The organism is Mycobacterium marinum, from assembly GCF_003391395.1.
Taxonomy (GTDB): domain Bacteria; phylum Actinomycetota; class Actinomycetes; order Mycobacteriales; family Mycobacteriaceae; genus Mycobacterium; species Mycobacterium marinum.
On sequence record NZ_CP024190.1, the window covers coordinates 992793 to 1016365 of the forward strand.

Below are 23573 nucleotides of genomic sequence, written 5' to 3' on the forward strand. Positions count from 1 at the left end.
TTGCCATGGGCAGCACTGACCAGGCGGTCACCAGCGTGCGCAGGTCGGCGCAGCTGTTTACCGACGCGTGCGCGGTTATCCCGGGTGGGGTGAACTCCCCGGTGCGGGCGTTTACCGCCGTCGGCGGCACCCCGCGGTTCATCACCGAAGCGCACGGCTGTTGGCTTACCGACGCGGATGGGAATCGCTACGCAGACCTGGTGTGCTCGTGGGGCCCGATGATTCTCGGTCATGCGCACCCCGCCGTGGTCGAGGCGGTTTCCCGGGCCGCCACCAACGGATTGTCGTTCGGGGCGCCGACGCCCACTGAGACCGAGCTGGCCGCCGAAATGATCGGGCGGGTGGCACCGGTCGAGCGGCTGCGCCTGGTCAACTCCGGTACCGAGGCCACCATGAGCGCCGTGCGGCTGGCGCGTGGGTTCACCGGCAGGTCCAAGATCATCAAGTTCTCCGGCTGCTACCACGGGCACGTGGACGCGCTGCTGGCCGACGCGGGTTCGGGCGTGGCCACCCTGGGCCTGCCGTCGTCGCCGGGGGTCACCGGCGCCGCGGCGGCCGACACCATCGTGTTGCCCTACAACGACATCGAGGCCGTGCGGCAGACGTTCGCACAGCACGGGGAACAGATCGCCGCGGTGATCACCGAGGCCAGCCCGGGCAACATGGGGGTGGTCCCACCCGGGCGCGGCTATAACGCGGCGTTGCGTGCGGTCACCGCCGAACACGGTGCGCTGCTGATCGTCGACGAGGTGATGACCGGATTCCGGGTCAGCCGCAGCGGTTGGTATGGAATCGATTCGGTCGACGCCGACCTGTTCACCTTCGGCAAGGTGATGAGCGGCGGGCTGCCCGCGGCCGCATTCGGCGGACGGGCCGAGGTCATGGAGCGCTTGGCGCCATTGGGGCCCGTTTACCAAGCCGGCACCTTGTCGGGCAATCCGGTGGCGATGGCGGCCGGACTGGCGACCCTGCGCGCGGCCGATGACGGTGTCTATGCCGCACTGGATACCAACGCCGATCGGCTGGCCCGGCTGCTGGCCGGGGCGTTGACAGATGCCGGTGTGGCGCATCAGATTCCGCGCGCGGGCAACATGCTCAGCGTGTTCTTCAGCGAGACGCCGGTCACCGATTTCGCCTCCGCGCGCAATAGTCAGACGTGGCGTTTCGCTCCGTTCTTTCATGCCCTGCTGGATGCGGGCGTCTACCCGCCGTGCAGTGCATTCGAGGCGTGGTTCGTCTCGGCCGCCCTTGATGACACCGCGTTCGAGCGGATCGCTGACGCGTTGCCCGCCGCAGCGCGGGCGGCCGCCAACGCCACCCCGGAGAGCAGACCCTGATGGCTGAACAGACTCGAGTCCACGTCGTGCGCCATGGTGAGGTGCACAACCCCACCGGGGTTCTCTACGGTCGGCTGCCTGGGTACCGCCTGTCCGAGACCGGCGCGGCGCAGGCGGCCGCGGTGGCCGAATACCTGGCTGAACGCGATGTTGTCGCCGTTGTCGCATCTCCACTGCAGCGTGCGCAGGAGACCGCCGCGCCGATAGCCGCCGCGCACGAACTGGCGATCGACACCGATCCCGACCTGATCGAATCGGCGAACTTTTTCGAGGGCCGCCGTGTCGGCCCCGGGGACGGCGCCTGGCGTGACCCACGGGTGTGGTGGCAGCTGCGCAACCCGTTCACCCCGTCCTGGGGCGAGCCCTACCTCGAGATCGCGCAGCGGATGGCGACCGCGGTGGACAAGGTGCGCGCTCGTGCCGCCGGGCACGAGGCGGTCTGCGTCAGCCACCAGCTGCCGGTCTGGACGCTGCGGTTGCATCTGACCGGTAGGCGGCTGTGGCATGACCCGAGGCGCCGAGACTGTTCGCTGGCATCGGTGACCTCCCTGGTTTATGACGGTGACCGGCTGGTCGACGTGGTGTACTCCGAGCCGGCAGGCGCTTGACGATGCGCCGGCTGGTGATTGCCGCGGCGGTGCTGGCGGCACTGCTGACCGGTTGTTCCGGCCGGGACGCGGTGGTGCAGGGCGGCACATTCGAATTCGTTTCCCCCGGCGGCAAGACCGACATCTTCTACGACCCGCCGGCCAGTCGAGGCCACCCCGGGCCGCTGTCGGGGCCGGACCTGATCGACCCGGATCGCACGCTCTCCCTCGACGATTTCGCCGGTCGGGTCGTGGTGGTCAACGTGTGGGGCCAATGGTGTGGGCCGTGCCGGGCCGAGATCACCCAGCTGCAGCAGGTCTATGACGCCACCCGGGCCGCCGGGGTGTCATTCCTGGGCATCGACGTGCGCGACAACAGCCGGGCCGCGGCCCAAGACTTCGTCCGCGACCGTCATGTGACGTTCCCGTCGATCTACGATCCGGCCATGCGCACGCTTATCGCCTTCGGCGGCAAGTACCCCACCACCGTCATCCCGTCCACCTTGGTGCTGGACCGCCAGCACCGGGTCGCGGCGGTCTTCCTGCGTGAACTGCTGGCCGAGGATCTGCAGCCGGTGGTGCAACGGTTGGCCCAAGAACCGGCGGCGGGTTCGACGCCGCCCGGACCGCAATGACCGGGTTCGCTGAGGTTGCCGCCGCGGGCCCGCTGCTGGTGGCCCTCGGGTTGTGTGTGCTGGCCGGACTGGTTTCGTTCGCTTCCCCGTGCGTGGTGCCGCTGGTGCCGGGCTACCTGTCGTATCTGGCCGCGGTGGTCGGTGTGGATGGGTCCGGCGATGGTCGGGCCGCCGGCGTCGGGGTCAAGGCGCCCGCCGGGGTCCGGTGGCGGGTGGCCGGCTCGGCCTTGCTGTTCGTGGCCGGGTTCACCACCGTTTTCGTGCTGGGCACCGTTGCGGTGTTGGGCATGACCACCACCCTGATCAGCAACCAGCTGGTGCTGCAGCGGACCGGTGGCGTGCTGACCATCATCATGGGACTGGTGTTCGTGGGACTGATCCCCGCGCTGCAGCGCCAGGCGCGGTTCAGTCCGCGTCAGGTGACGACGGTGGCGGGAGCGCCGCTGCTCGGCGCGGTGTTCGCGCTGGGGTGGACGCCTTGTCTGGGGCCGACGCTGACCGGGGTGATCACGGTTGCTTCCGCGACCGACGGCGCCAGCGTGGCCCGCGGAATCGTGCTGGTGATCGCCTACTGCCTGGGGTTGGGCATTCCGTTTGTGCTGCTGGCGTGGGGTTCGGCGGGGGCGGTTGCGGGCCTGGGCTGGCTGCGCCGCCACACCAGGGCCATCCAGATCTTCGGCGGCGTGTTGTTGATCGCCGTCGGCCTGGCGCTGGTCACCGGGGTGTGGAACGACGTGGTCTCCTGGCTGCGCGACGCCTTCGTGTCCGACGTGAGGTTGCCGATTTGAGCGCGCGAGCAGACGCAGAATCACCCAAAACGGCACGTTTTGGTGCGATTCTGCGTCTGCTCGGCCAGAAGGCACGCAACACCTGGCGGTCCCTGACCTCGATGGGCACCGCGCTGGTGCTGTTGTTCCTGCTCGCATTGGGCGCGATACCCGGGGCGCTGGTGCCGCAGCGCAGCCTCAACGCCGGCAAGGTCGACGACTACCTCAAAGCCCATCCGCTGATCGGCCCGTGGTTGAACAAGCTGCAGGCCTTCGACGTGTTCTCCAGCTTCTGGTTCACCGCCATCTACGTGTTGCTGTTCGTCTCCCTGGTCGGCTGTCTGACCCCGCGGATGATTGAGCACGCGCGTAGCCTGCGAGCCACCCCGGTGGCCGCACCGCGCAACCTGGCGCGGCTGCCCAAACACGCCGGCTCCCAGGTCGCGGGGGAGCCCGAGCCGCTGGCCGCCACCATCGTCGGCCGGTTACGGGGCTGGCGCACCGCCATCCGCCGCTCCGGCACCACCGTCGAGGTGTCCGCCGAAAAGGGTTACCTGCGCGAATTCGGCAACCTGGTCTTCCACTTCTCCCTGCTGGGTCTGCTGGTCGCCGTCGCCGTCGGCAAGCTGTTCGGCTACGAGGGCAACGTGATCGTGATCGCCGACGGCGGACCGGGCTTCTGCTCGGCATCCCCGGCCGCCTTCGACTCGTTCCGCGCCGGCAATACCGTCGACGGCACGTCGCTGCACCCGATCTGCATCAGGGTCAACGATTTCGCGGCCCACTACCTGGCTTCCGGGCAAGCCACCTCGTTCGCCGCGGACATCGCCTATCAAACCGGCAATGACCTGAGCGCAAACACCTGGCGGCCCTACCGGCTGGCGGTCAACCACCCGCTGCGGGCCGGCGGTGACCGGGTGTACCTGCAGGGCCACGGCTACGCCCCCACCTTCACGGTGACGTTCCCGGACGGACAGACCCGCACGTCGACCGTGCAATGGCGGCCCGACAACCCGCAGACGCTGCTCTCCTCGGGGGTGGCGCGCATCGACCCACCGGCGGGCAGCTATCCCACCGCCGCCGAGCGTCGGCAGCACGAAATCGCCATCCAGGGTCTGCTTGCCCCGACCGAACAGCTCGATGGGACGTTGTTGTCGTCACGATTCCCGGCGCTGAATGCCCCCGCGGTGGCCATCGACGTCTACCGCGGCGACACCGGGCTGGACACCGGACGGCCACAGTCGCTGTTCAGCCTCGATCCCCGGCTCATCGAGCAGGGCAGGCTGGTGAAGGAAAAACGAGTCAACCTGCGCGTCGGCCAGCAGGTCCGCATCGATGCGGGTCCGGCCGCGGGCACCATCGTCCGCTTCGACGGCGCGGTGCCGTTCGTCAACCTGCAGGTATCCCATGACCCCGGTCAAACCTGGGTGCTGGTTTTCGCCATCACGATGATGGCCGGCCTGGTGGTGTCGCTGCTGGTTCGCCGCCGCCGGGTGTGGGCTCGACTTACGCCGGAAAACGACGCGCCAGGTACGGTGAACGTCGAGCTGGGCGGCCTGGCGCGCACCGATAACTCCGGATGGGGTGACGAGTTCGAGCGGCTGACCGAGAGATTGTTGGCCGGGCTCGGCGAGCCCGGCACGCCCGATTCGGCCGCAGCGGCCGCCATAAGGAGCTCCCAGGTGGACGTCACATGAACACCGCGAACATCAACATCGACCTGGCCAGGTATTCGGACTGGGCATTCACCTCAGCGGTGGTCGCGCTGGTGGTCGCGCTGCTGCTGCTCGCCTTCGAACTGGCCTACGTCCGCGGCCGCAAAGTCGACGAACGAGAACTGGTGCTGGCCGGATCGGTTGCCAGCGACGCCACGACGCCCGGAATCGTGCTGGACGGCCCACGGCGGCCGTTGGACGAGCGCGTCGGGCGGGCCGGACTGGCCGTGGTCTACCTGGGCATCGGGCTGTTGCTGGCCTGCATCGTGTTGCGCGGCCTGGCCACCATGCGGGTGCCCTGGGGCAACATGTACGAGTTCATCAACTTGACCTGCATGTCCGGGCTGATCGCCGGCGCGGTCGTGTTGCGCCGTCCGCAATACCGATCACTGTGGGTCTTTCTGCTGCTGCCGGTGCTCATCCTGCTCACGGTGTCCGGGCGCTGGCTCTATACGAATGCCGCCCCGGTGATGCCCGCGCTGCAGTCCTACTGGCTGCCGATCCACGTGTCGGTGGTCAGCCTGGGCTCCGGGGTTTTCCTGGTCGCCGGGATCTCCAGCATCCTGTTTTTGCTGCGCACCTCGCGACTCGGCGCACCGGACAGTCAACCCGCCGAGAGCGCGTTGGCCCGCCTGGTGCAACGACTCCCCGACGCCCAGACCCTGGACCGGATCGCCTACCGAACCACGATCTTCGCTTTCCCAGTGTTCGGGTTCGGGGTGATCTTCGGTGCCATCTGGGCCGAACAAGCCTGGGGCCGGTACTGGGGCTGGGACCCCAAGGAGACGGTGTCGTTCGTCGCCTGGGTGGTGTACGCGGCCTACCTGCACGCCAGGTCGACGGCCGGCTGGCGGGATCGCAAAGCGGCCTGGATCAATGTCGCCGGATTTGTCGCGATGGTCTTCAACCTGTTCTTCGTTAACCTGGTGACGGTCGGCCTGCATTCCTACGCGGGCGTGGGCTAGACGTTCGAGCCCAACCGACCCGCGACGGCAAGCAAGGGGGAGTGGACGTGTCAGACCATCCGAGCGCGGGCGTGGGGGCGTCCAATGCCTACCAGGGCGAAGGCGGCAAGGACCATCCGACCATTCAGCTGCCGCCGGTGCCGCACCAGCCGCCTCAGCTGGGTGAACCGCCGGTTGCGGGCGGCAGCGACGCCCCGACCAGAGCCTTCGCCGGATTTCGCACTGAGCGCCGGTCGGTCGCACGCGCGGAGGGCGCAGAGGCCCCCGACGTCGCGCAGTGGGAATCCGGACCGGATACCGGACCGGTCGCCGGTCTCCCGCGGGTGGACCCGACCGCGTACGGCGCCTACTACAACGGTCCGCCCGAGCCCCCCGCCGAGCCCCAATACCGTCCCGAATCGGTGCCGCAAACCCCGTATCCGGAGTTGTCCACCAGCATGCTGCTGCGGCCGGTCAAGTCTCCGCCGACCGAAGGCTGGCGCCGGCTGGTCTATGTGCTCTCTGGTCAGTTGATCAACCTGGGGGAGAGCCCGCGGGCCACCCGCTACAACAACCTGGTTGCCCAGATCAACCGGCCCATGCGCGGCTGCTACCGAATTGCGCTGGTTTCGCTCAAGGGTGGTGTCGGCAAGACCACCATCACCGCGACGTTGGGTTCCACCTTCGCCTCGGTTCGCGGTGACCGTGTGGTGGCGGTGGACGCCAACCCCGACCGCGGCACGCTGAGCCAGAAAGTACCGCTGGAGACCCCGGCCACGGTGCGCCATCTGATCCGGGACGCCGAAGGCATCGAGCGCTATAGCGACGTGCGTGGCTACACATCGCAGGCCAAGAACGGGTTCGAGGTCCTCGCGTCGGACACCGATCCGGCCGCATCCGAAGCGTTCAGCGCCGACGACTACACCCGCACCCTGGACATTTTGGAACGGTTCTACGGCTTGGTGCTCACCGACTGCGGCACGGGACTGCTGCACTCGGCGATGTCGGCGATATTGGCCAAGTCCGACATCTTGATCGTGGTGAGCTCGGGTTCCATCGATGGGGCTCGGAGCGCCTCGGCGACGTTGGACTGGCTCGAGGCGCACGGCTACGAGGAGTTGGTGCGCAACTCGATTGCGGTGATCAACGCCGTTCGGCCCCGTTCGAGCAAGGTCGACATGCAAAAGGTGATCGATCATTTCGCGCGGCGTTGCCGTGCGGTGCGGCTGGTGCCGTTCGACCCGCATCTCGAGGAGGGCGCCGAAATCGTCCTGGACCGGATGAAGCGGGAGACCCGTGAGGCCCTCGCCGAACTGGCGGCGGTGGTTGCCGAGGGATTCGGTCCGGAACAGCGACGATCCAGCCCGAGCTTCGGCTGACCGGGCTACTGCCCCCCTTGCCCCAGCTTTCGCAGGAACTCCGGATCGTCGTCGGGCCCGATGACGCGCGTCTTCGGTCGGCTCGCCTGCGACCGTGCCGCACGCCAGCCGATGTAGATCAACGTCCCCAATACCAGGACGACGAGCAGGTAAAGCACTCGACACCTCCTTTGAGCGAATATACCCGCGCCGTAGGCTCGGGCTGTGTCAGAAGCACCCGATGGCGGCAATAGCACTGGCCGTCCGCAGACCTTGACCACCCGCGGTGTCGTCGACGTAGCGGTCTACGCCGTCGCGCGGTTGCTGCTGGCGGTGGTGGTCAGCGCGACCATCTATGGGGTGGCCCGACTGGCCGGGGTGGGCCAATTTCCGCTCGTGGTGGCGGCATTATTCGGTCTGATCATCGCGATGCCGTTGGGCATCTGGGTGTTCGCTCCGCTGCGCCGGCGCGCCACCGCCGCGCTCGCGACGGCCGGTGCCCGCCGGCGCGCCGAGCGAGAGAAGTTGCGTGCCCGACTGCGTGGTGAGGCGGCGCCGGACGAGGGCGCGGGCTCCGAAACCGGCGCAGGCTAAGTCGCCCCTAGCTGTTGGGCATGCGCACCACTTGCGCCGCATAGCTCAACCCGGCGCCGTAGCCGATCAGCAGCGCCAGATCGCCCGGCTTGGCCGCACCGGTGGCCAGTAACTCGGCCATTGCCAACGGTATGGAAGCCGCCGAGGTATTTCCGGTGTGCTCGATGTCATTGGCGATAACCGCATCCGGGCGCAGCTGCAGGTTCTTGGTCAGCAGCTCGTTGATGCGGCTGTTGGCCTGGTGCGGGATGAACACGTCGATCTCGTCGGGCTTGACCCCGGCCGCGTCCATCGCCTGTTGTCCGACCTTGCCCATCTCGAACGCTGCCCAGCGAAAAACGGCGGTGCCCTCCATGCGCAGGAACGGGCGCGGACCGGCCGGGTTCTCGGCGTGGCTGATCCAGTCGATGTCCTGCCGGATGGCCGCGGCCTGTTCGCCGTCACTACCCCACACCGTGGGACCAATCCCCTGAATCGGGCTGTGGCCCACCAGCACTGAGGCGGCGCCGTCGGCGAAGATGAAGCAGTTGCTCCGGTCGGTCATGTCCACCGTGGGGGACAGTTTCTCGGTGCCGATCACCAGTATTGTGGCGGCGCTGCCGCCCCGGATCATGTCGGCCGCAATGCCGAGCGCATGCCCGAAGCCCGAACAGCCCGCCGAGATGTCGAATGCGGGAACGTTCTGGCAGCCCAACGCTGCCGCGACGATCGGGGCGCAGGCGGGTGTCTGCAGAAAGTGCGTGCTGGTAGCGACGATCACACCGTCGATGTCAGACCCGGTGAGCGCGGCTTTGGCAATCGCCTCCCGGCTCGCCTCAATGGCCATCGAAGCCGCCGACTCCTCGGGAGCGGCGAACCGGCGCGTTTTGATTCCGGTACGGGAGTAGATCCATTCGTCGGAAGAGTCGATGTTCTCGCAAATTTCGTCGTTGGTGACCACACGCGTGGGCCGGTAGGCCCCCACACTGAGCAATCCGACGCTGCTAATCCCACTGGTGGTGGCGATCTCCGTCATACCCGTCCTCGGTTGGTGTTATGCACAGTGTGCTCCCATGGCGGCGACTCGCCCAAAACGCCCGTCGTCGGCGCGCAGTCGAAGCCGCTGCAGCACGGTCACGCGGCCAACGCTAGCGCCGCCGACATCGCGATCGCCCACACCATCATCGCCAGCCCGGTATCGCGAAGCACCGGGATCAGCGCGGCGCCGCCGCGGCCCGCTCGCACCGGGGCCGCGGCACGCAGGGCCAGCGGTGTCGCCAGCAGGCCCACGGCGCACCACGGTGTCGCCAACATCAGCGCCAGGGTCAGCACCGCGGCGGTGACCAGCAGCGCCTGATACAGCACGCGGGTACGCGCGTCGCCCAGCCGCACGGCCAGGGTGATCTTGTGCGACTGCGCATCGGTGGGAATGTCGCGCAGGTTGTTGGCGACCAGTACCGCTGACGACAGCGCGCCCGTGGCCACCGCCAGCGCCAACCCCACCCAATTAACCCGCAGCGCTTGCGTGTACTGGGTGCCCAGCACGGCTACCAGGCCGAAAAACACGAACACCGCGACCTCGCCGAGGCCCGAATAGCCGTAGGGCCTGGAGCCGCCGGTGTACAGCCAGGCTCCGGCGATACAGCCGGCGCCGACCGCAATCAGCCACGGTGCGCTGGCCACCGCCAGGGCCAGCCCGGCGGCCGCGCCGATCATCAGGCTCACAATGGCCGCGATCAGCACCGAGCGCGGGGTCGCCAGTCGCGAGCCGACCAACCGCATCGGCCCGGTCCGGTCGTCGTCGGTGCCGCGAATGCCGTCGGAGTAGTCGTTGGCGTAGTTGACGCCAACGGTCAATGCGACCGCGACAACCAGTGCCAACAGGGCTTTCCACCACACGGCGGCGTGCAGCCAGGCTGCGGCGCCGGTGCCGGCGACCACCGGAGCCACGGCGTTGGGCAGGGTACGGGGACGCGCACCGGAGATCCACTGCGCAATATTGGCCACCATGGCATCCTGCCGCGGCCCGCGCTGACGATCGCATGGGGGCATGCACAACAATGAGCCGATGCTCGCAGTGATCGGCGGTAGCGGCTTCTATAGCTTCTTTGAGTCCGATATACGAACCGTCAATCCAGACACCCCGTACGGCCGGCCCAGCGCCCCGATCACGATCGGCGCGGTGGGGGAGCACGAAGTCGCGTTTCTGCCCCGCCACGGAGCAAGCCACCAGTACTCGGCGCACACCGTGCCGTACCGGGCCAACATGTGGGCGCTGCGAGCGCTCGGTGCGCGGCGAGTGTTCGCCCCATGCGCCGTCGGCAGCCTGAACCCTCGGCTCGGGCCGGGCACGGTCGTCGTGCCTGACCAGCTGGTCGATCGAACCCGCGGGCGGGCCGACACGTACTTCGACTCCGGCGGTGTGCATGCCGCCTTCGCCGATCCCTACTGCCCGACGCTGCGCAGCGCGGTCACCGACCTGCCCGACGTGGTCGACGGCGCCACCATGGTGGTGATCCAGGGCCCCCGGTTTTCCACCCGCGCGGAAAGCCGATGGTTTGCCGGCGCCGGGTTCAGCCTGGTCAATATGACCGGCTACCCGGAGGCGGTGCTCGCCCGTGAACTTGAACTGTGCTACGCGGCAGTCGCTTTGGTGACTGACGTGGATGCTGGCGTTGCGGTCGGTGAGGGTGTCAAGGCCGCCGACGTTTTCGCCGAATTCGGGGAGAACATCGAGATGCTCAAAAAGCTGGTCCGTGCCGGGATCGGGCGGGTGGCCGCCGAACGCGCGTGCACGCACTGTCTGATGCACGCCGGTGTCACGCTGCCGTTCGAGTTGCCATGAAGGTGCTGCTGACCGGCGCGGCCGGTTTCATCGGATCCCGGGTCGGCGCCGCACTCAGTGCCGCGGGCCACGAGGTTGTCGGCGTCGACGTATTGTTGCCCGCCGCCCACGGACCGAATCCGGTGCTACCGCCCGGGTGCCATCGGGTCGATGTCCGGGATGCCGATGCGATGGCGCCCCTGCTGGCCGGTGTGGACCTGGTGTGTCATCAGGCGGCGATGGTGGGCGCGGGGGTCGATGCGGCCGACGCGCCCGCATACGGTGGCCACAACGACCTGGCCACCACGGTATTGCTGGCACAGATGTTCGCCGCCGGCGTACGTCGTCTTGTCCTCGCATCCTCGATGGTGGTGTACGGACAGGGACGTTACGACTGTCCCGAGCACGGCCGGATCGACCCGTTGCCACGGCGGCACAGCGATCTTGATGCCGGCGTGTTTGAGCACCGCTGCCCACTGTGTGCGGAGCCGGTCAGGTGGCGGCTGGTGGGTGAGGAGGCCGAGCTGCGGCCGCGCAGCCTCTATGCGGCCAGCAAGACGGCACAAGAGCACTACGCGCTGGCGTGGTCGGAGTCGACCGGGGGTTCGGTGGTGGCGCTGCGCTATCACAACGTCTACGGCCCCGGGATGCCGCGCGACACCCCCTATTCGGGGGTGGCGGCGATATTTCGTTCGTCACTGGAAAAGGGCGAACCGCCGAAGGTCTTCGAGGACGGCGGTCAGATGCGTGACTTCGTGCACGTCGACGATATCGCCGCCGCGAACCTGGCCGCGGCGCAGCTGGGTGAGGTGGATCGACACGGCTTTGTGGCGGCGAACGTCTGTTCCGGGCGCCCCATCTCGATCCTGCAGGTGGCCAGCGCGCTGTGCCAGGCGCGCGGCGACGCACTGTCGCCGGTCATCACCGGGCAGTACCGCAGCGGCGACGTGCGACACATCGTGGCCGATCCGTCGCGAGCCGCCGAGGTGCTGGGTTTCCGTGCCGCCGTGGAGCCACTCGAGGGTTTGCGCGGCTTCGCTTTCGCGCCGCTTCGTTAGCGGCGGTCTAGGACGGGTCGTCGGGTCGCCGGTAGATCTTTGGCGGCAAGGGGCCGGTGGATTCCCCGGAGCGGAAGATCCGCGGCGCCCGACCCGGCCCGGACAAAACGGTGGTGGGCGCGTCGTCGTGGGCATCGAGCTCGGCCGGGCTGCGAAATTGGGTTGTCTGGGCCTCCGATGGGACGGCGGCCCCGCCGAGGGCCGGCCCGGGTTGGCCGGTACCGCGCTGGCGCCGCCGCGGGCGCCCCGGTTGTTTGGTCTGCGTTGCTGAGCGTCGCCCGCTGATGATGACCGCGACGACGATGCCCAGCGCCAGGCCGCACAGGGTCACGTCGAAGGTGCTGGTGATCTGCTGGGCGAGATTGTTTCCGTAGACCGGGTTGGGCCGCGCGTCCGGTGACGCCGCGAACCGGGGGGCGAGCACTACGCCCACGATGACGCGAGAAACGGTCAGGGTGAGCAGAAATCCGCATAGCGACGAGATCAGCCGGGCCGGTAGCGCCTGATTGACCAGGTTGATCCGAAGCCAGAACGCCAGCACCGCGGTAACCAGATCGAACGCGGCCAACGTCATGGTGTCGTATCGCGAGTAGGGGAAGTTCAACATCACCGCGGTGCTCAGATCGGTGAGCCTCATCACCACCGACCCCAGGCACCATACGGCGATGAGCAGCAGCCCGTTTCGGGCCGCTGCCCGCCAAATGTCCCTACCGATCGGATGAGTGTGGGAGCGCACCAGCGCCATTGGCGCAAAAATCGCTGCGCCCGCCGCCCAGACCAGGTAGCCCTCGTATCCGACCCCGGCCGTCGACGTGTTCTGCGCGATGCCGTGAAATGCGTCGATCTCGCGGCCGACGGGAAGGACCCACACGATGATTCCCGCGATCATGGCCGATGCGCCGAGCGCGATGGTGGGCAGCTGGTATTCCCTGGTGCCCTTGAGCAGCCACCGGGATGCGACGAGGACCGCGACGAGCGCGACCACTCCGTAGACCAGCGCCGTGTCGATCACCGCGATGTTCTGCCTGCCGAAGCCCGATGCCGAGTTCGTCGGTTGCAGCGCGTACCGCACCCGCCAGGCCAGGTTGAAGCCGGAGCTGAGCGCCGCACCGAACATCGATGCGTAGCCCAGGATTCGGGCGGTGAACAGCCAGTTGTCGTAGTTCTCGTTGTCGCCGGGCTGGCCGGTGCTCACCGGCTGTGCGCACAGCATCGCGCCGGCGATTCCCAGCCAGCCGCCCGGCCCGACACCGCCGGGCACGTTGACGGTGCCACCGGATCGGATCGTCTGGAAGATGTCGTAGACGACGAACGCCAACAGCAGCAGCAGATAGGGGATGTTGAGCCCGAGACGCAGCCGGTTGGTCGCGGTGGGAGCAAATCGGGTGCCAGACAGCCGCCAGGGCCCCACATAGGGCACCGCGATGGCGATCAGGGACAGCAGCGTGACCGCCAGCAGCACCGCCAGCACGTAGTTGCTGCTGCCCGGGATGCGAAAGCCGAAGTAGAGGTTCCACGGGAAGAACACCGCCAGTACCAGCAGTGCTCCACCGGTCAGGTCCCGGACCATGTTTCGCCGGTACGCCAGGTCGGGTGTCAACTGTCCGGACTGCCCTTGTTGCGGTTGCGCACCCGCAATGGGGCCGGTAGGCGTGTCGTCGCTGCCCAGACTCACGGTGTCCCCCAGGGATCGAGGTAGGTTACGTATTGCTCCGGCTTGGTCCGGCGGTGGGGGAACCCCCTGACGGACCCGCTGCGTTGTTCGATTGCGAACATATTCTCCATTCGGACGACGCGGCAGTGGCTGAGATCGAGTGATCCGCGGACGGGTTCCGTGGTGAGCGTTCCCGAACCGTTCGGGAATCCGGTTACGCTGCGCTCAGGGGCAACCTTGTCGCTCGAATGACGAATACAGCCGACGGTATCGCAGTGTAATGATGCCGGACATTGCTGGTTGCGGGGTGGCCAGCCGAAGGAGAACCGCAAATGGACGTCGTGTTGGGGGTTGCGATCGCAGGTCCGATCGCACGCTTGGCGCTCGTCGGGGCGGCCGCCGAAGGCAGTGCCGTGATCGACCAATCCTCGGTAGATCTGGCCGAAGGCCCTGTCGCGGTGCTGACCGAAACCATAGTCGGCACGAACCAGTTGCTGGCCGACGAGGGACACCACCTGGTCGCCACTCGGTTGTGCTGGTCGGATCAGGACAGGGCTGAGGACCTGCGCCGGGCGCTCGACGATTCCGGCGTCCTCGATGTCGCCGTACTGTCGGAGTCCGAGGCCGTCACCGCGCTGCTCGGCCCGGCGCACGCCGGCTCCGCCGTGTTGCTGGTCGGCGAGGAGACCGCCAGCCTGTCGGTGCTGGGGGGAGGGGACGCGCCGCCGACGATGCTGGCCGCCGCGCCGGTTGAAGGCGACGCGACATCCACTTTCGACACGCTGATGGCCCACCTCGATGACCAGGGCGGTGCGCCCGGTGAGGTGCTGCTGGTGGGCTCCTCAGAACACACCACGGTGATTGCCGACCAGTTTCGTGACGCCTCGACCATGCGTGTGGAGGTTCCCGAGGACCCGACGTTCGCGCTAGCCCGCGGCGCGGCGATGGCTGCCGCCGGGGCCGGTTCGACGATGGCTCAGCAGGTCTTGGGCGGCGATGCCGGCGAAGCAACCACCTATCTGCCCCCGGAGCTGGCCGCGACGGCGTCGGGCCAGGACGAGGACGAACAGCTGGCCTATTCGCAAGCCGGCGAGAACGAGTTGCTGCCGGTCACGGGCGCGGATGAGTACGGCGACTATGGCCCCGACGATGACGAATTCGCCGATGACTACGACAACGAAGCGCCCGCGGGTACGCGGCTCAGTTCACGGTCTTTGCTGATCAGCAACGCTGTGGTGGCGTTCGCTGTGATCGGGTTCGCGTCGCTGGCGGTTGCGGTGGCGGTCGCGATCCGGCCGACCGCGGCGTCAGAGCCGGTCGAGGGGCATCAAAACGCGCAGCCGGGTAAGTTCATGCCGCTGTTGCCGACTCAACAGCAGGCGCCGGTCCCGCCGCCACCGCCAGACGCGCCCACCGCCGGGTTCCAGGGCGGCACGATTCCGACCGTGCAGGGCGTAGTTCCCAGGCAGGCGACACCGACCGTGCCGGCGCCGGTTGCGCCGGCCCCGGCGCCGGCCCCGGGTGTGGTGCCCGCTCCGATCCCGCTGCCGATCCCGATCATCATTCCGCCCTGGCCGAATTGGTCGCCGGGGATGCCTACCCCGTCGACCGTGACGGTGACTCCAACCACGCCGACTACCACCGCGCCGTCGACGGTGACCCCGACCACCCCGACTACTACCGCGCCGTCGACGGTGACCCCGACCACGCCGACTACCACCGCGCCGTCGACGGTCACCCCGACCACGCCGACTACCACCGCGCCGTCGACGGTGATCACCCCGACGACGACCGCGCCGATCACGCCGACAACGATCGCCCCGACGACGGTTAACCCGACGACCGTCGCCCCGACGACACAGCAGACCGTGGTCCCGCAGCCGACCCAGGAGACGGTCGCCCCGCAGCCGACGCAGCAGACCGTCGCCCCGCAGCCGACCATCGCGCCGCAGCCCACGCAGCAGGCTCCCGAGCCGCCGTCCGGGGGCAGCAGTGGTGGCTCCTCCGGTGGGGGCTCGTCTTCTGGTGGTGGTTCGTCTTCTGGTGGTGGTTCGTCTTCTGGTGGTGGTTCGTCTTCTGGTGGTGGTTCGTCTTCTGGTGGTGGTTCGTCTTCTGGTGGTGGTTCGTCTTCTGGTGGTGGTTCGTCTTCTGGTGGTGGTTCGTCTTCTGGTGGTGGTTCGTCTTCTGGTGGTGGTTCGTCTTCTGGTGGTGGTTCGTCTTCTGGTGGTGGTTCGTCCTCTGGTGAGGGCTCCTAGCGGCGCTGCTCAACCCCTAAGGTCGGTGCATGCCAGGCGAAACGGTGACAGTGGTCTTGCCCTGTCTCAACGAGGCAGAGTCGCTACCCGGGGTGCTGGCCGCCATTCCGGCTTCCTACCGGGCGCTGGTGGTCGACAACAACAGCACCGACGACACCGCGGCGGTGGCTGCCCGGCATGGCGCGGAGGTGGTTGCCGAGTCGCAGCCCGGCTACGGCGCGGCCGTGCACGCGGGTGTGGTGGCGGCGAAGACCCCGATTGTGGCGGTGATCGACGCGGACGGCTCGATGGATCCCGCCGACCTTCCCCGGTTGGTCGCCGAACTCGACCGGGGCGCGGACCTGGTGACCGGTCGCCGGCGTCCGGTACCCGGCCTGCACTGGCCGTGGGTCGCCCGCATCGGCACGGTGGTGATGAGCTGGCGGCTGCGTACCCGCCACGGTCTGCCGGTGCATGACATCGCGCCCATGCGGGTGGCGCGCCGGGATGCCTTGCTCGCCCTGGGGGTGGTCGACCGGCGGTCGGGCTATCCGTTGGAGCTGCTGGTGCGCGCCGCCGCGGCGGGCTGGCGCGTGGTGGAGTTCGACGTCTCCTACGGTCCCCGGACCGGCGGGAAGTCCAAGGTCAGCGGTTCGTTGCGGGGCAGCATGATCGCGATCCTGGACTTCTGGAAGGTCATCTCGTGAGCCACGCACCGGTGACTCTGCTGGTGGTCGCCAAGGCTCCGGAGCCCGGCCTCGCAAAGACCCGCCTCGCCGCGACGGTCGGTGATCAGATCGCCGCCGACATCGCCGCGGCGGCGCTGCTGGACACGCTGGATGCGGTGGCCGCGACGCCAGCGGCCAGCCGCGTGGTGGCGCTGACCGGCGATTTGGCGAACGCGGCCCGCGGCGCCGAGATTCGCCAACGGCTCGAATCGTTCACCGTGATCGGTCAGCGCGGTGACGACTTCGCCGACCGCCTCGCCAACGCGCACGCCGATGCGGCCGACGGATACCCGGTGCTGCAGGTGGGCATGGACACCCCGCAGATCAGCGCCGCCCTGCTCGCCGAGTGCGCCCGCCGGTTGCTCGAGACTTCAGCGGTACTCGGGTTTGCCGTCGACGGTGGCTGGTGGGTGCTGGGGGTGCACACCCCGGCCGCGGCCGAATGCTTGCGCGGTGTGCCCATGTCCCAGCCCAACACCGGTGAGCTCACGCTGAAGGCCCTGCGTGAGGGCGGCATTGACGTGGCTACCGTGCAGCCACTGGCTGACGTCGACGTCGTTGCCGACGTCGCGGTGGTGCGCGGCGCCTGCGGTCCGGACAGCCGTTTCGCACGCGTCACCCGCCTGGCCGGAATCTGAGCTCGCCCACGAATCGATCGGCGAGCGATCCCTACCAGTTGGTGAAGATGATGCTGTTTACCGCCAACGCCCCGGCCGCGTTGACCGCCAGCCACAGCCGATCCGACCGGGGCCTGAGCAACGCCGGGGCGGTGGTCAGCCAAACGGTGAACGGCAGCCAGATTCGCTCGGTCTCGGCCTTGCTGAGCATGCTCAAATCGGCAACGAGGATGGCGGCCACCATGCCCAGCAGCAGCAGGTGCAAACCGGAGCGGCGGCGGATCGCGGCGGCATCGACCACCCGGCTGATCCCGGCGACGCTGCCCAATCCGATCGCGCAGACCACGCACGCGAGATTGGCCCAGGACCAATACTGAAACGGTCGGTCGTGGGCGATGCCCTGCCAGTAGCGGTGCTGCACCAGCGTGTACCCGTCGAACCACCAGAACCCCGCGACGGCGAAGGCCAGCACCACCCCCAACGCCGCCAACACGGCCGGCCACAACGCCTTCAGGGCGGTGCGCCAGTGGTTCGCGGACGCCAGCACCGCCAAGGCGGGCAGTCCCATCAGCGCCAGGCCATAGCTGAGGAAGATGGCCCAGCCCAGCACCAGACCCGCTCCGGCGGCCCACAGCGCCCTGAACCGGGATCCGCCGTGCACCGCAATGGCCAGCAGCGTGATACCCCAGGCCGTGACCCCGGCGAAGTATCCGTCGGCCGAGACCGCGATCCAGATCGCCGTCGGCGCGATCGCCACAAACGGTGCGGCCCGGCGCGCGACGTGCGCGCCGGCCAATGCGCCCACGGCGATCACCATCGCCGCCGCCGCGCTGGAGCCGACCAGCAGGCACAGAAATCCGGCCCAGGCGCCGCCGCCCAGACCGATCCGATCCAGCCAGACGAACGTCAATAGCGCGCCCGGCGGATGTCCGGAAACATGGGTGGTCCAGGAGTTCGGCTGGTAGTCAACAATCCGGCTGGCGAACGTGCGCAGCATGACGGGGATGTCGGTGACGCCGCCGACCTCCGAGAGGTACTCGTCCTTGGTGGTCAGCCGGCCGGCGAAACCGCGCTCAAACCCGTCGATCATGGCCAGCGAAAAAGCCCATCCGCACGCGGTCGCCCAGGTGGCCAGCGGTAGCACCCGCCAGGAGAGCTTTCGTGCCACCCGCGGACCCCAAACCAGGACGGCCAGCGCCAGCAGGATCGCGGCAATGGTGCCCCAACTGGCGTGGATGTCCCAGTAACCGAAGATCGGTGCCGCGCCGGCTCGCGACGCGAAGCGCTCCAGGCCGATGTCACGGCGTGGTTTGACGCCCAAGTCCAACCGCGGCAGCACGAACGCGGCGGCAACCAGGACGACACCCACGGTGACGGCTGCTGTTTCCCGGCGGGCGATCCTCACGATCGCTCAGCCTATTGGTCGGTTGCGGCGGCGAATCGACGCACCAACGCCCGTCGATCGATCTTGCCGATGCCGCGCCGCGGCAGCTCGTCGACGACGTGCAGTTCTCGGGGTGCGGCGGTGATGGCCAGCGTGCCGGCGACGTGTGCCCGAAGTTGATCCAGCGTCGGGGTGGGGCAGTGGGCGCGGACCACGATCGCCGCGGCGACCCGCTGACCCAGCCGGTCATCGTCGAGTCCGAACACCGCGCAGTCGCTCACCGCGGCGTGGGTGGCCAGCGCGGATTCCACCAGCTGCGGCAGCACGGTGAGCCCGCCCGTGCTGATCGCGTCGTCGGCGCGGCCCAGCACGCTGAGCACGCCCGAATCATCGAGCGCCCCGAGGTCGTCGGTACGAAACCAGCCGGGCTCGGCGAACGGGTCGGGTTGTACCGGGTTGCGGTACCCCTTGGCCAGCGTTGCGCCGCCGATCATGATGCGGCCGTCCGCGGCCACGCGCAGTTGCACGCCGTCGAGGGCAACACCGTCGTACACGCAGCCTCCGCAGGTTTCGCTCATCCCGTAGGTGCGAACGATCCGGATGCCGGCGGCGGCAGCGGCGTCGAGCACCGGACGCGGAGCCGGTCCACCCCCGATCAGCACCGCGTCCAGTTCGGCCAGGGCGGCGGTGGCGGCGGGGTCGCCCAGCACCTTGGCCAGCTGAGCGGCGACCAGCGAGGTGTATCGCCGGCCGGAACCCAACTTGTCGACAGCACGAGGGAGTTCGGTGATGTCGAACCCGGCGGACACATCGAGTTCGACCGGGACGGTACCGGTGAGCGCGCTGCGCACCAGGACCTGCAGGCCGGCGATGTGAATCGCGGGCACGGCCAGTAGCCAGTTGCCGGCTCCGCCCAGGCGGTGATGGGTCGCCGACGCGCTGGCGATCAACGCGGCCGCGGTCAGCAGCGCCCCCTTGGGCGCCCCGGTGGTTCCCGACGTCGTGACGACCAGCGCCACATCGTCATCGATCTGGTCGCCGACCCGCAACGCGCTCACCACCGCGGGGTCAGGTCTTGCCCCCACCGCGACCGTTGCCGGAGCCCGGCCGGCAAGAATCCGCTCCAGGGCGGGCAACAGCACCGGGACCGCGCTGCCGTCGGGGACGGTCAGCGCCCGCAGGATGGTTATGCGCGGTCCTCGCGGGCGTCGTCCAATGGCCAGCCCGTGGCGGCCAGCCGGGCCCGGACTCGCTCGATGTCCTCCGGAGATGGCAAATCGTCGGTGATCTGGGTGATGGCCACCCCGATGTCGATCTGGTCGAACTCACCGCGTCGCATCAGTTCGGTGGCGACGGTTGTGACGTCCTCGTTGGACAGCCGCCGGCAAAGCAGTGCAAGTAACGCAAAGGAGTCGGTCGGTGGAACTCCGTCGGGATAGCCCGCACGCAGCCACGACACGATCGAGGTAAGAAATCGATTCACGCCGCCAGAACTTTCCCGTTGAGTCAGTGGACAAACACTGTGTCAAGGCCCCCCCTTGACGTTACTTGGTTTTCGCCCCCAGGATGTGCCAACCGATGTGATGTGCGATGAAGTCACGGGCGATGTAGAGCACACCGATGACCACCACCGCCAGGATGATCGCAAAGATCACCCAACCGAGAGCGGTCAACACGGTGCGCCGCAGCGGGGTATGTGTGCCGGTGATCTGGCCGCTGTCGGCCTGCAGCCGTACCCCGACGGCAAACAGTGCGGGCAGCCCGGCCCCGGCCAGCACGCTGAAAATCAGGATCTTGCTGGTGGCCTCGTAGTTGAACCAGTGATTCATGAGGGGTTACCAGCCGTGAGCGCGTCGTCAGTGCCGTACTTCGGCGTGTGACCGTTGGAGTGGGGACTCGGCGGTGGTGGTGGCGGCGGTCGCTTTCGATCCGGCGGCGATGGCGCGGTCGGTCCCGGTGCCCCGTCCAGCCCGGCAGTGAGGCTGCCTTCCCACTCCGCGTTCACGTTGGTGTGGTCGACCCGCGCCTTGCGCGAGCGGAGCCAGATGGTGGCGGCGACCAGACACAGCAGGGCGAAACCGATGATGGCGCCGGGGTACCCGCCGATCATGTGGACCAGCCAGTAGGTGATCGCTCCGACCAGGCCGGCCAGCGGAAGTGTGATCACCCACGCTGCCACCATCCGGGTGGCCACGCCCCAGCGGACCTCGGCGCCGGGCTTGCCGACGCCACTGCCCAGCACCGAGCCGGTGGCGACCTGGGTGGTCGACAGTGCGTAGCCGAAGTGCGCCGACAACAGGATGACCGCGGCCGATGATGCCTCGGCGGCCATGCCCTGGGGCGGCTTGATTTCGACCAGACCCTTGCCCAGCGTCCGGATGATGCGCCAGCCACCGAGGTAAGTGCCGCCGGCCATCGCCAAGGCGCAGGACACAATCACCCACAACGGAGGCATGGTGGCAGAGGTGCTGACCGCGCCGTAGGACATCAGGGCCAGGAAAATCACGCCCATCGTCTTCTGTGCGTCGTTGGTGCCGTGCGCCAGGGAGACCAGCGACGCGGAGCCGATCTGACCGCGACGGAACCCGCGCTCGGTGTCCTTCTCCGAGACGGCCGCGGTGATCCGGTAAACCAGCCAGGTGCCGATCGCCCCGACCAGGGTGGCCAGCAGCGCGGCCACCACCGCGGGCACGATGACCTTGGACACCACCCCGCTCCAGATGACGCCGCGGCCGCCGACGGCGGCGATCGTCGCTCCGACGATGCCCCCGATCAACGCGTGCGACGAGCTCGAGGGGATGCCCAGCAGCCAGGTCAGCAGGTTCCACACGATGCCACCGACCAGTCCGGCGAATACCAACTCCAAGGTCACCAGGTTTGCATCGATCAGACCTTTGGCGATGGTCGCCGCGACAGCGGTGGACAAAAAGGCGCCTAGCAGGTTCAACGCGGCCGAAAGTATGACGGCTGTTCTGGGCGCCAGGGCGCCGCTGGCGATGGAGGTCGCCATGGCGTTGCCGGTGTCGTGAAAGCCGTTGGTGAAGTCGAATGCCAAAGCCGTGATAACGACGATGATCAAGAGGAACAAATCGATGTTCACAGTGCCTGATTCTGCGGGTCGGGGTAATCCATTGTCGAACGGGGAAATGTGTGAAACCCAGGTGGGCTGCGACTCGTCGCCAGATGTTACCTAGCAGTTAACCTTGCGTTCGTTGTCGTTCACTTCGGGTGTCCCTGCGCAACGGGTGGTTGCCGGGCACCTCCACAAAAATCAGCGTGATTCCATCCGGATCTGTGACGTGCATCTCATGCAGACCCCAGGGTTCGCGACGCGCCTCACGGGCGATCGGCACCTGGCGGCTCTCCAACTCGGCCTGGGTTGCCGCGATGTCACGGACCTGCAGCCACAACGCACCGGGAAATGGTCCCAGACCGTGCTCCGGCTCGCCGTACCCGGCCAGCTCGAGTAGCGACTGCCCGGCGAAAAAGACTGTTCCGGAGGGGTATTCGCGTGCGATCGCCAGACCGATCTGATCGCGGTAGAAGGTTAGTGAGGCCTGATAATCCACCGGCCGGAGCAGTATCCGGCTGGCCAGAATCTCCATGCTGTCGTGTCTATCACGTTCCGGAGCACCTGCTGCGCAGGAGTTGGGCTCCCGGGCCGGTGAGATCGACGCAGCCCGCGGCCCGCCCGGTCATGGCGAGCAGCAGCGACAACAGTGGTCCCTCGACGCGCTCGCCCTGGCCGTGTCGCCAATCGTCATCGGTGGCGCATAGCTGGAGTCCTGAAATTCGCTTCTTGGCGCCGCTGAGCAGGTTGGAGCCCCGGTAGAAGTCGATGGTCTGGCGAAGCGCCCCCGGCGAGTACGTATGCGGGATGCCCAGCGGCTGCCGGATGTCGGCGCCATGCAACACGATCTCGCCCAGCCACGACACCTTGGGGCCCGGTGGCGCCGACGTCGCGTGCTGCAGGCCGCGGAATTCGTCGAGGGTGGCGGCCGGATCGGGGCCTAGGTGTTTGGCCAGTTGCCCGTTGGTGAACCTGTCGAAGCTGAACCCGGCGGCCGCCATCCCGAGAAAGAACCGGGCCGGATTCAGCGATGCGGTGGCGCATAGGTGCGCCACCACGTCGCGCACCCTCCACCCGGCGCACAGCGACGGGGTTTCCCATCGATCTGCCGGCAGTGTGGCCAGGTCGTCGGCGAGTGCGCCGCGCTCGGCCGCGATCGTGGTCCAGATGTCAGCCATGGCGAACTCCCGGTTCAGTCAGCGATCGTTGAGCTGGTCGTCACGCTGTTGCATAAGTGTATTGACCCACCGGGGGCCCAGGGTGTTCAGCGCCTTGGCCATCAGGGCGATCCTGGGCGCGATCCGCACCGGACGGGTGCGCGCGGCGGTGATCATCCACTCCGCGGCCTCCTGTGGGGTCAGTGCGGGCATCCCGGAGTAGGCCTTGGTCGGCGCGATCATCGGTGTGGCCACCAGCGGGTAGTAGAGCGTGGTGGAATGGACGCCGCCGCGGCCCCACTCCGTTTCGATCGTCCGGCTGACCGCCGACAGTGCGGCCTTGGATGCGTTGTATACCGAGAACAGTGGCGAGGCCTCCGACAGCACGCCCCAGGTCGTGACGTTGATGATGTGCCCGTCGCCGCGTTCGAGCATCCCCGGTGCCAGCCCGCGGATCAGCCGCAGCGGGCCGTAATAGTTGAGCACCATGGTCCGCTCCACGTCGTGCCAGCGCTGCAGCGATTCGGCCAGCGGCCGGCGGATGGAGCGGCCGGCGTTGTTGATCAGGATGTCGACCCCGCCAAGACGGTTGTCGATGTCGGCGACCAATGCGTCGACGGCGTCGAGGTCGGAGATGTCGCAGGGCGCCGACCTGGCCACCCCACCCGAGGCGGTGATGCGGTCGGCCACCGCGTCCAGCAAGTCCTTGCGGCGGGCGACGGCGATCACGGTGGCGCCCTGGCGGGCGAACTGCTCGGCGGCGGCTTCGCCGATACCCGAGGAGGCGCCGGTGATCATGACGCGCTTGCCGTCGAGGGCAACCGGTTTGATCGGTGGCCGGTTGACCAGCAGTTGTGGTGCGATCGGCGGCCGCATGCCGGCCAGCGTGATCTGCTCGGTCAACCGGCGCAACGGGCTCTTGCTCACGGGT

At 68.1% G+C, this 23573-nt stretch carries 25 protein-coding genes; 13 read left to right on the top strand and 12 right to left on the bottom strand.

The window, feature by feature from the left end:
* Positions 1 to 5: 5 nt before the first annotated feature.
* The 7 genes from hemL to CCUG20998_RS04135 all read left to right on the top strand — a co-directional run bounded on the left by hemL (position 6) and on the right by CCUG20998_RS04135 (position 7364).
* Positions 6 to 1337, top strand: a complete 1332-nt coding sequence (gene hemL / locus CCUG20998_RS04105; RefSeq protein ID WP_020731806.1) for a glutamate-1-semialdehyde 2,1-aminomutase — start codon at positions 6 to 8, stop codon at positions 1335 to 1337.
* Positions 1337 to 1945 (top strand): histidine phosphatase family protein, encoded by a 609-nt coding sequence (locus CCUG20998_RS04110; protein ID WP_020731807.1) that lies wholly within the window; start codon positions 1337 to 1339, stop codon positions 1943 to 1945. Before hemL ends, CCUG20998_RS04110 begins: the two co-directional genes overlap by 1 nt.
* Positions 1946 to 1947: 2 nt before the next feature.
* Positions 1948 to 2559, top strand: coding sequence for a TlpA disulfide reductase family protein (locus CCUG20998_RS04115; RefSeq protein WP_012392801.1), 612 nt, complete (start codon positions 1948 to 1950; stop codon positions 2557 to 2559).
* Positions 2556 to 3347 (top strand): cytochrome c biogenesis CcdA family protein, encoded by a 792-nt coding sequence (locus CCUG20998_RS04120; RefSeq protein WP_020731808.1) that lies wholly within the window; start codon positions 2556 to 2558, stop codon positions 3345 to 3347. Before CCUG20998_RS04115 ends, CCUG20998_RS04120 begins: the two co-directional genes overlap by 4 nt.
* Before the next feature lie 101 nt (positions 3348 to 3448).
* Positions 3449 to 5023 carry a cytochrome c biogenesis protein ResB gene (locus CCUG20998_RS04125; RefSeq protein ID WP_036457449.1) on the top strand — a complete coding sequence of 525 codons (1575 nt, stop codon included), beginning with the start codon at positions 3449 to 3451 and terminating at the stop codon, positions 5021 to 5023.
* Positions 5020 to 6006: a c-type cytochrome biogenesis protein CcsB gene (ccsB, locus tag CCUG20998_RS04130; RefSeq protein ID WP_020731810.1), complete on the top strand. Its 987-nt coding sequence runs from the start codon at positions 5020 to 5022 to the stop codon at positions 6004 to 6006. The genes CCUG20998_RS04125 and ccsB overlap by 4 nt, the downstream gene beginning before the upstream one ends.
* A 41-nt stretch (positions 6007 to 6047) precedes the next feature.
* Positions 6048 to 7364, top strand: coding sequence for a MinD/ParA family ATP-binding protein (locus CCUG20998_RS04135; protein WP_038578835.1), 1317 nt, complete (start codon positions 6048 to 6050; stop codon positions 7362 to 7364).
* A gap of 5 nt (positions 7365 to 7369) precedes the next feature.
* Here the strand turns inward: CCUG20998_RS04135 and CCUG20998_RS04140 are convergent, their stop codons facing one another.
* Positions 7370 to 7522 carry a hypothetical protein gene (locus CCUG20998_RS04140; protein WP_011738920.1) on the bottom strand — a complete coding sequence of 51 codons (153 nt, stop codon included), beginning with the start codon at positions 7520 to 7522 and terminating at the stop codon, positions 7370 to 7372.
* Positions 7523 to 7568: 46 nt separating this feature from the next.
* Between CCUG20998_RS04140 and CCUG20998_RS04145 the strand changes: the two genes are divergently transcribed.
* Entirely contained in the window at positions 7569 to 7937 is a 369-nt protein-coding gene (locus tag CCUG20998_RS04145) for a DUF4229 domain-containing protein (protein ID WP_020731812.1), read from the top strand.
* A 7-nt stretch (positions 7938 to 7944) separates the two neighbouring features.
* Here CCUG20998_RS04145 and CCUG20998_RS04150 read toward each other — a convergent pair whose 3' ends face one another.
* Together CCUG20998_RS04150 and CCUG20998_RS04155 are read right to left on the bottom strand one after the other, a co-directional pair.
* A complete protein-coding gene (locus tag CCUG20998_RS04150; RefSeq protein WP_012392807.1) occupies positions 7945 to 8952 on the bottom strand; it encodes a beta-ketoacyl-ACP synthase III in 1008 nt (335 codons plus the stop codon).
* A gap of 98 nt (positions 8953 to 9050) precedes the next feature.
* On the bottom strand, positions 9051 to 9923 hold the full coding sequence (locus CCUG20998_RS04155; RefSeq protein ID WP_020731813.1) for a 1,4-dihydroxy-2-naphthoate polyprenyltransferase: 873 nt from the start codon (positions 9921 to 9923) through the stop codon (positions 9051 to 9053).
* 61 nt (positions 9924 to 9984) lie between these two features.
* On the opposite strand from CCUG20998_RS04155, the gene CCUG20998_RS04160 reads away from it, so the two are divergent.
* Positions 9985 to 10761 (top strand): S-methyl-5'-thioadenosine phosphorylase, encoded by a 777-nt coding sequence (locus CCUG20998_RS04160; protein WP_231389848.1) that lies wholly within the window; start codon positions 9985 to 9987, stop codon positions 10759 to 10761.
* Entirely contained in the window at positions 10758 to 11798 is a 1041-nt protein-coding gene (locus CCUG20998_RS04165; protein ID WP_012392810.1) for an NAD-dependent epimerase/dehydratase family protein, read from the top strand. The genes CCUG20998_RS04160 and CCUG20998_RS04165 overlap by 4 nt, the downstream gene beginning before the upstream one ends.
* Before the next feature lie 7 nt (positions 11799 to 11805).
* On the opposite strand, the gene CCUG20998_RS04170 is transcribed toward CCUG20998_RS04165, so the two are convergent.
* Entirely contained in the window at positions 11806 to 13473 is a 1668-nt protein-coding gene (locus CCUG20998_RS04170; protein WP_020731815.1) for a DUF7937 domain-containing protein, read from the bottom strand.
* Between the two features lie 311 nt (positions 13474 to 13784).
* Between CCUG20998_RS04170 and CCUG20998_RS04175 the strand changes: the two genes are divergently transcribed.
* From CCUG20998_RS04175 to CCUG20998_RS04185, 3 genes are read left to right on the top strand one after another with little or no spacing between them, the layout of a single operon-like run.
* Positions 13785 to 15707: a DUF7159 family protein gene (locus CCUG20998_RS04175; protein WP_116269093.1), complete on the top strand. Its 1923-nt coding sequence runs from the start codon at positions 13785 to 13787 to the stop codon at positions 15705 to 15707.
* A 29-nt stretch (positions 15708 to 15736) separates the two neighbouring features.
* A complete protein-coding gene (locus CCUG20998_RS04180; protein WP_036457257.1) occupies positions 15737 to 16393 on the top strand; it encodes a glycosyltransferase family 2 protein in 657 nt (218 codons plus the stop codon).
* Positions 16390 to 17052, top strand: a complete 663-nt coding sequence (locus CCUG20998_RS04185; RefSeq protein WP_020731818.1) for a TIGR04282 family arsenosugar biosynthesis glycosyltransferase — start codon at positions 16390 to 16392, stop codon at positions 17050 to 17052. The genes CCUG20998_RS04180 and CCUG20998_RS04185 overlap by 4 nt, the downstream gene beginning before the upstream one ends.
* Before the next feature lie 31 nt (positions 17053 to 17083).
* On the opposite strand, the gene CCUG20998_RS04190 is transcribed toward CCUG20998_RS04185, so the two are convergent.
* The 8 genes from CCUG20998_RS04190 to CCUG20998_RS04225 all read right to left on the bottom strand — a co-directional run bounded on the left by CCUG20998_RS04190 (position 17084) and on the right by CCUG20998_RS04225 (position 23569).
* Positions 17084 to 18436, bottom strand: a complete 1353-nt coding sequence (locus tag CCUG20998_RS04190) for an integral membrane protein (protein WP_020731819.1) — start codon at positions 18434 to 18436, stop codon at positions 17084 to 17086.
* 11 nt (positions 18437 to 18447) lie between these two features.
* The gene (menE, locus tag CCUG20998_RS04195; protein WP_231389866.1) at positions 18448 to 19533 is read right to left on the bottom strand and encodes an o-succinylbenzoate--CoA ligase; all 1086 of its coding nucleotides are present in this window, start codon (positions 19531 to 19533) and stop codon (positions 18448 to 18450) included.
* 68 nt (positions 19534 to 19601) lie between these two features.
* Positions 19602 to 19898, bottom strand: coding sequence for a DUF3349 domain-containing protein (locus CCUG20998_RS04200; RefSeq protein WP_011738932.1), 297 nt, complete (start codon positions 19896 to 19898; stop codon positions 19602 to 19604).
* A gap of 61 nt (positions 19899 to 19959) precedes the next feature.
* Positions 19960 to 20244, bottom strand: coding sequence for a hypothetical protein (locus tag CCUG20998_RS04205; RefSeq protein ID WP_020731821.1), 285 nt, complete (start codon positions 20242 to 20244; stop codon positions 19960 to 19962).
* Complete coding sequence (locus CCUG20998_RS04210) at positions 20241 to 21515, bottom strand: inorganic phosphate transporter (protein ID WP_020731822.1); 1275 nt, start codon at positions 21513 to 21515, stop codon at positions 20241 to 20243. The genes CCUG20998_RS04205 and CCUG20998_RS04210 overlap by 4 nt, the downstream gene beginning before the upstream one ends.
* A 97-nt stretch (positions 21516 to 21612) precedes the next feature.
* The gene (locus CCUG20998_RS04215; protein WP_020731823.1) at positions 21613 to 22020 is read right to left on the bottom strand and encodes a VOC family protein; all 408 of its coding nucleotides are present in this window, start codon (positions 22018 to 22020) and stop codon (positions 21613 to 21615) included.
* Positions 22021 to 22033: 13 nt separating this feature from the next.
* Positions 22034 to 22663, bottom strand: coding sequence for a maleylpyruvate isomerase family mycothiol-dependent enzyme (locus tag CCUG20998_RS04220; RefSeq protein ID WP_020731824.1), 630 nt, complete (start codon positions 22661 to 22663; stop codon positions 22034 to 22036).
* Between the two features lie 18 nt (positions 22664 to 22681).
* Positions 22682 to 23569 carry an SDR family oxidoreductase gene (locus CCUG20998_RS04225; protein ID WP_020731825.1) on the bottom strand — a complete coding sequence of 296 codons (888 nt, stop codon included), beginning with the start codon at positions 23567 to 23569 and terminating at the stop codon, positions 22682 to 22684.
* Between the last annotated feature and the right edge of the window lie 4 nt (positions 23570 to 23573).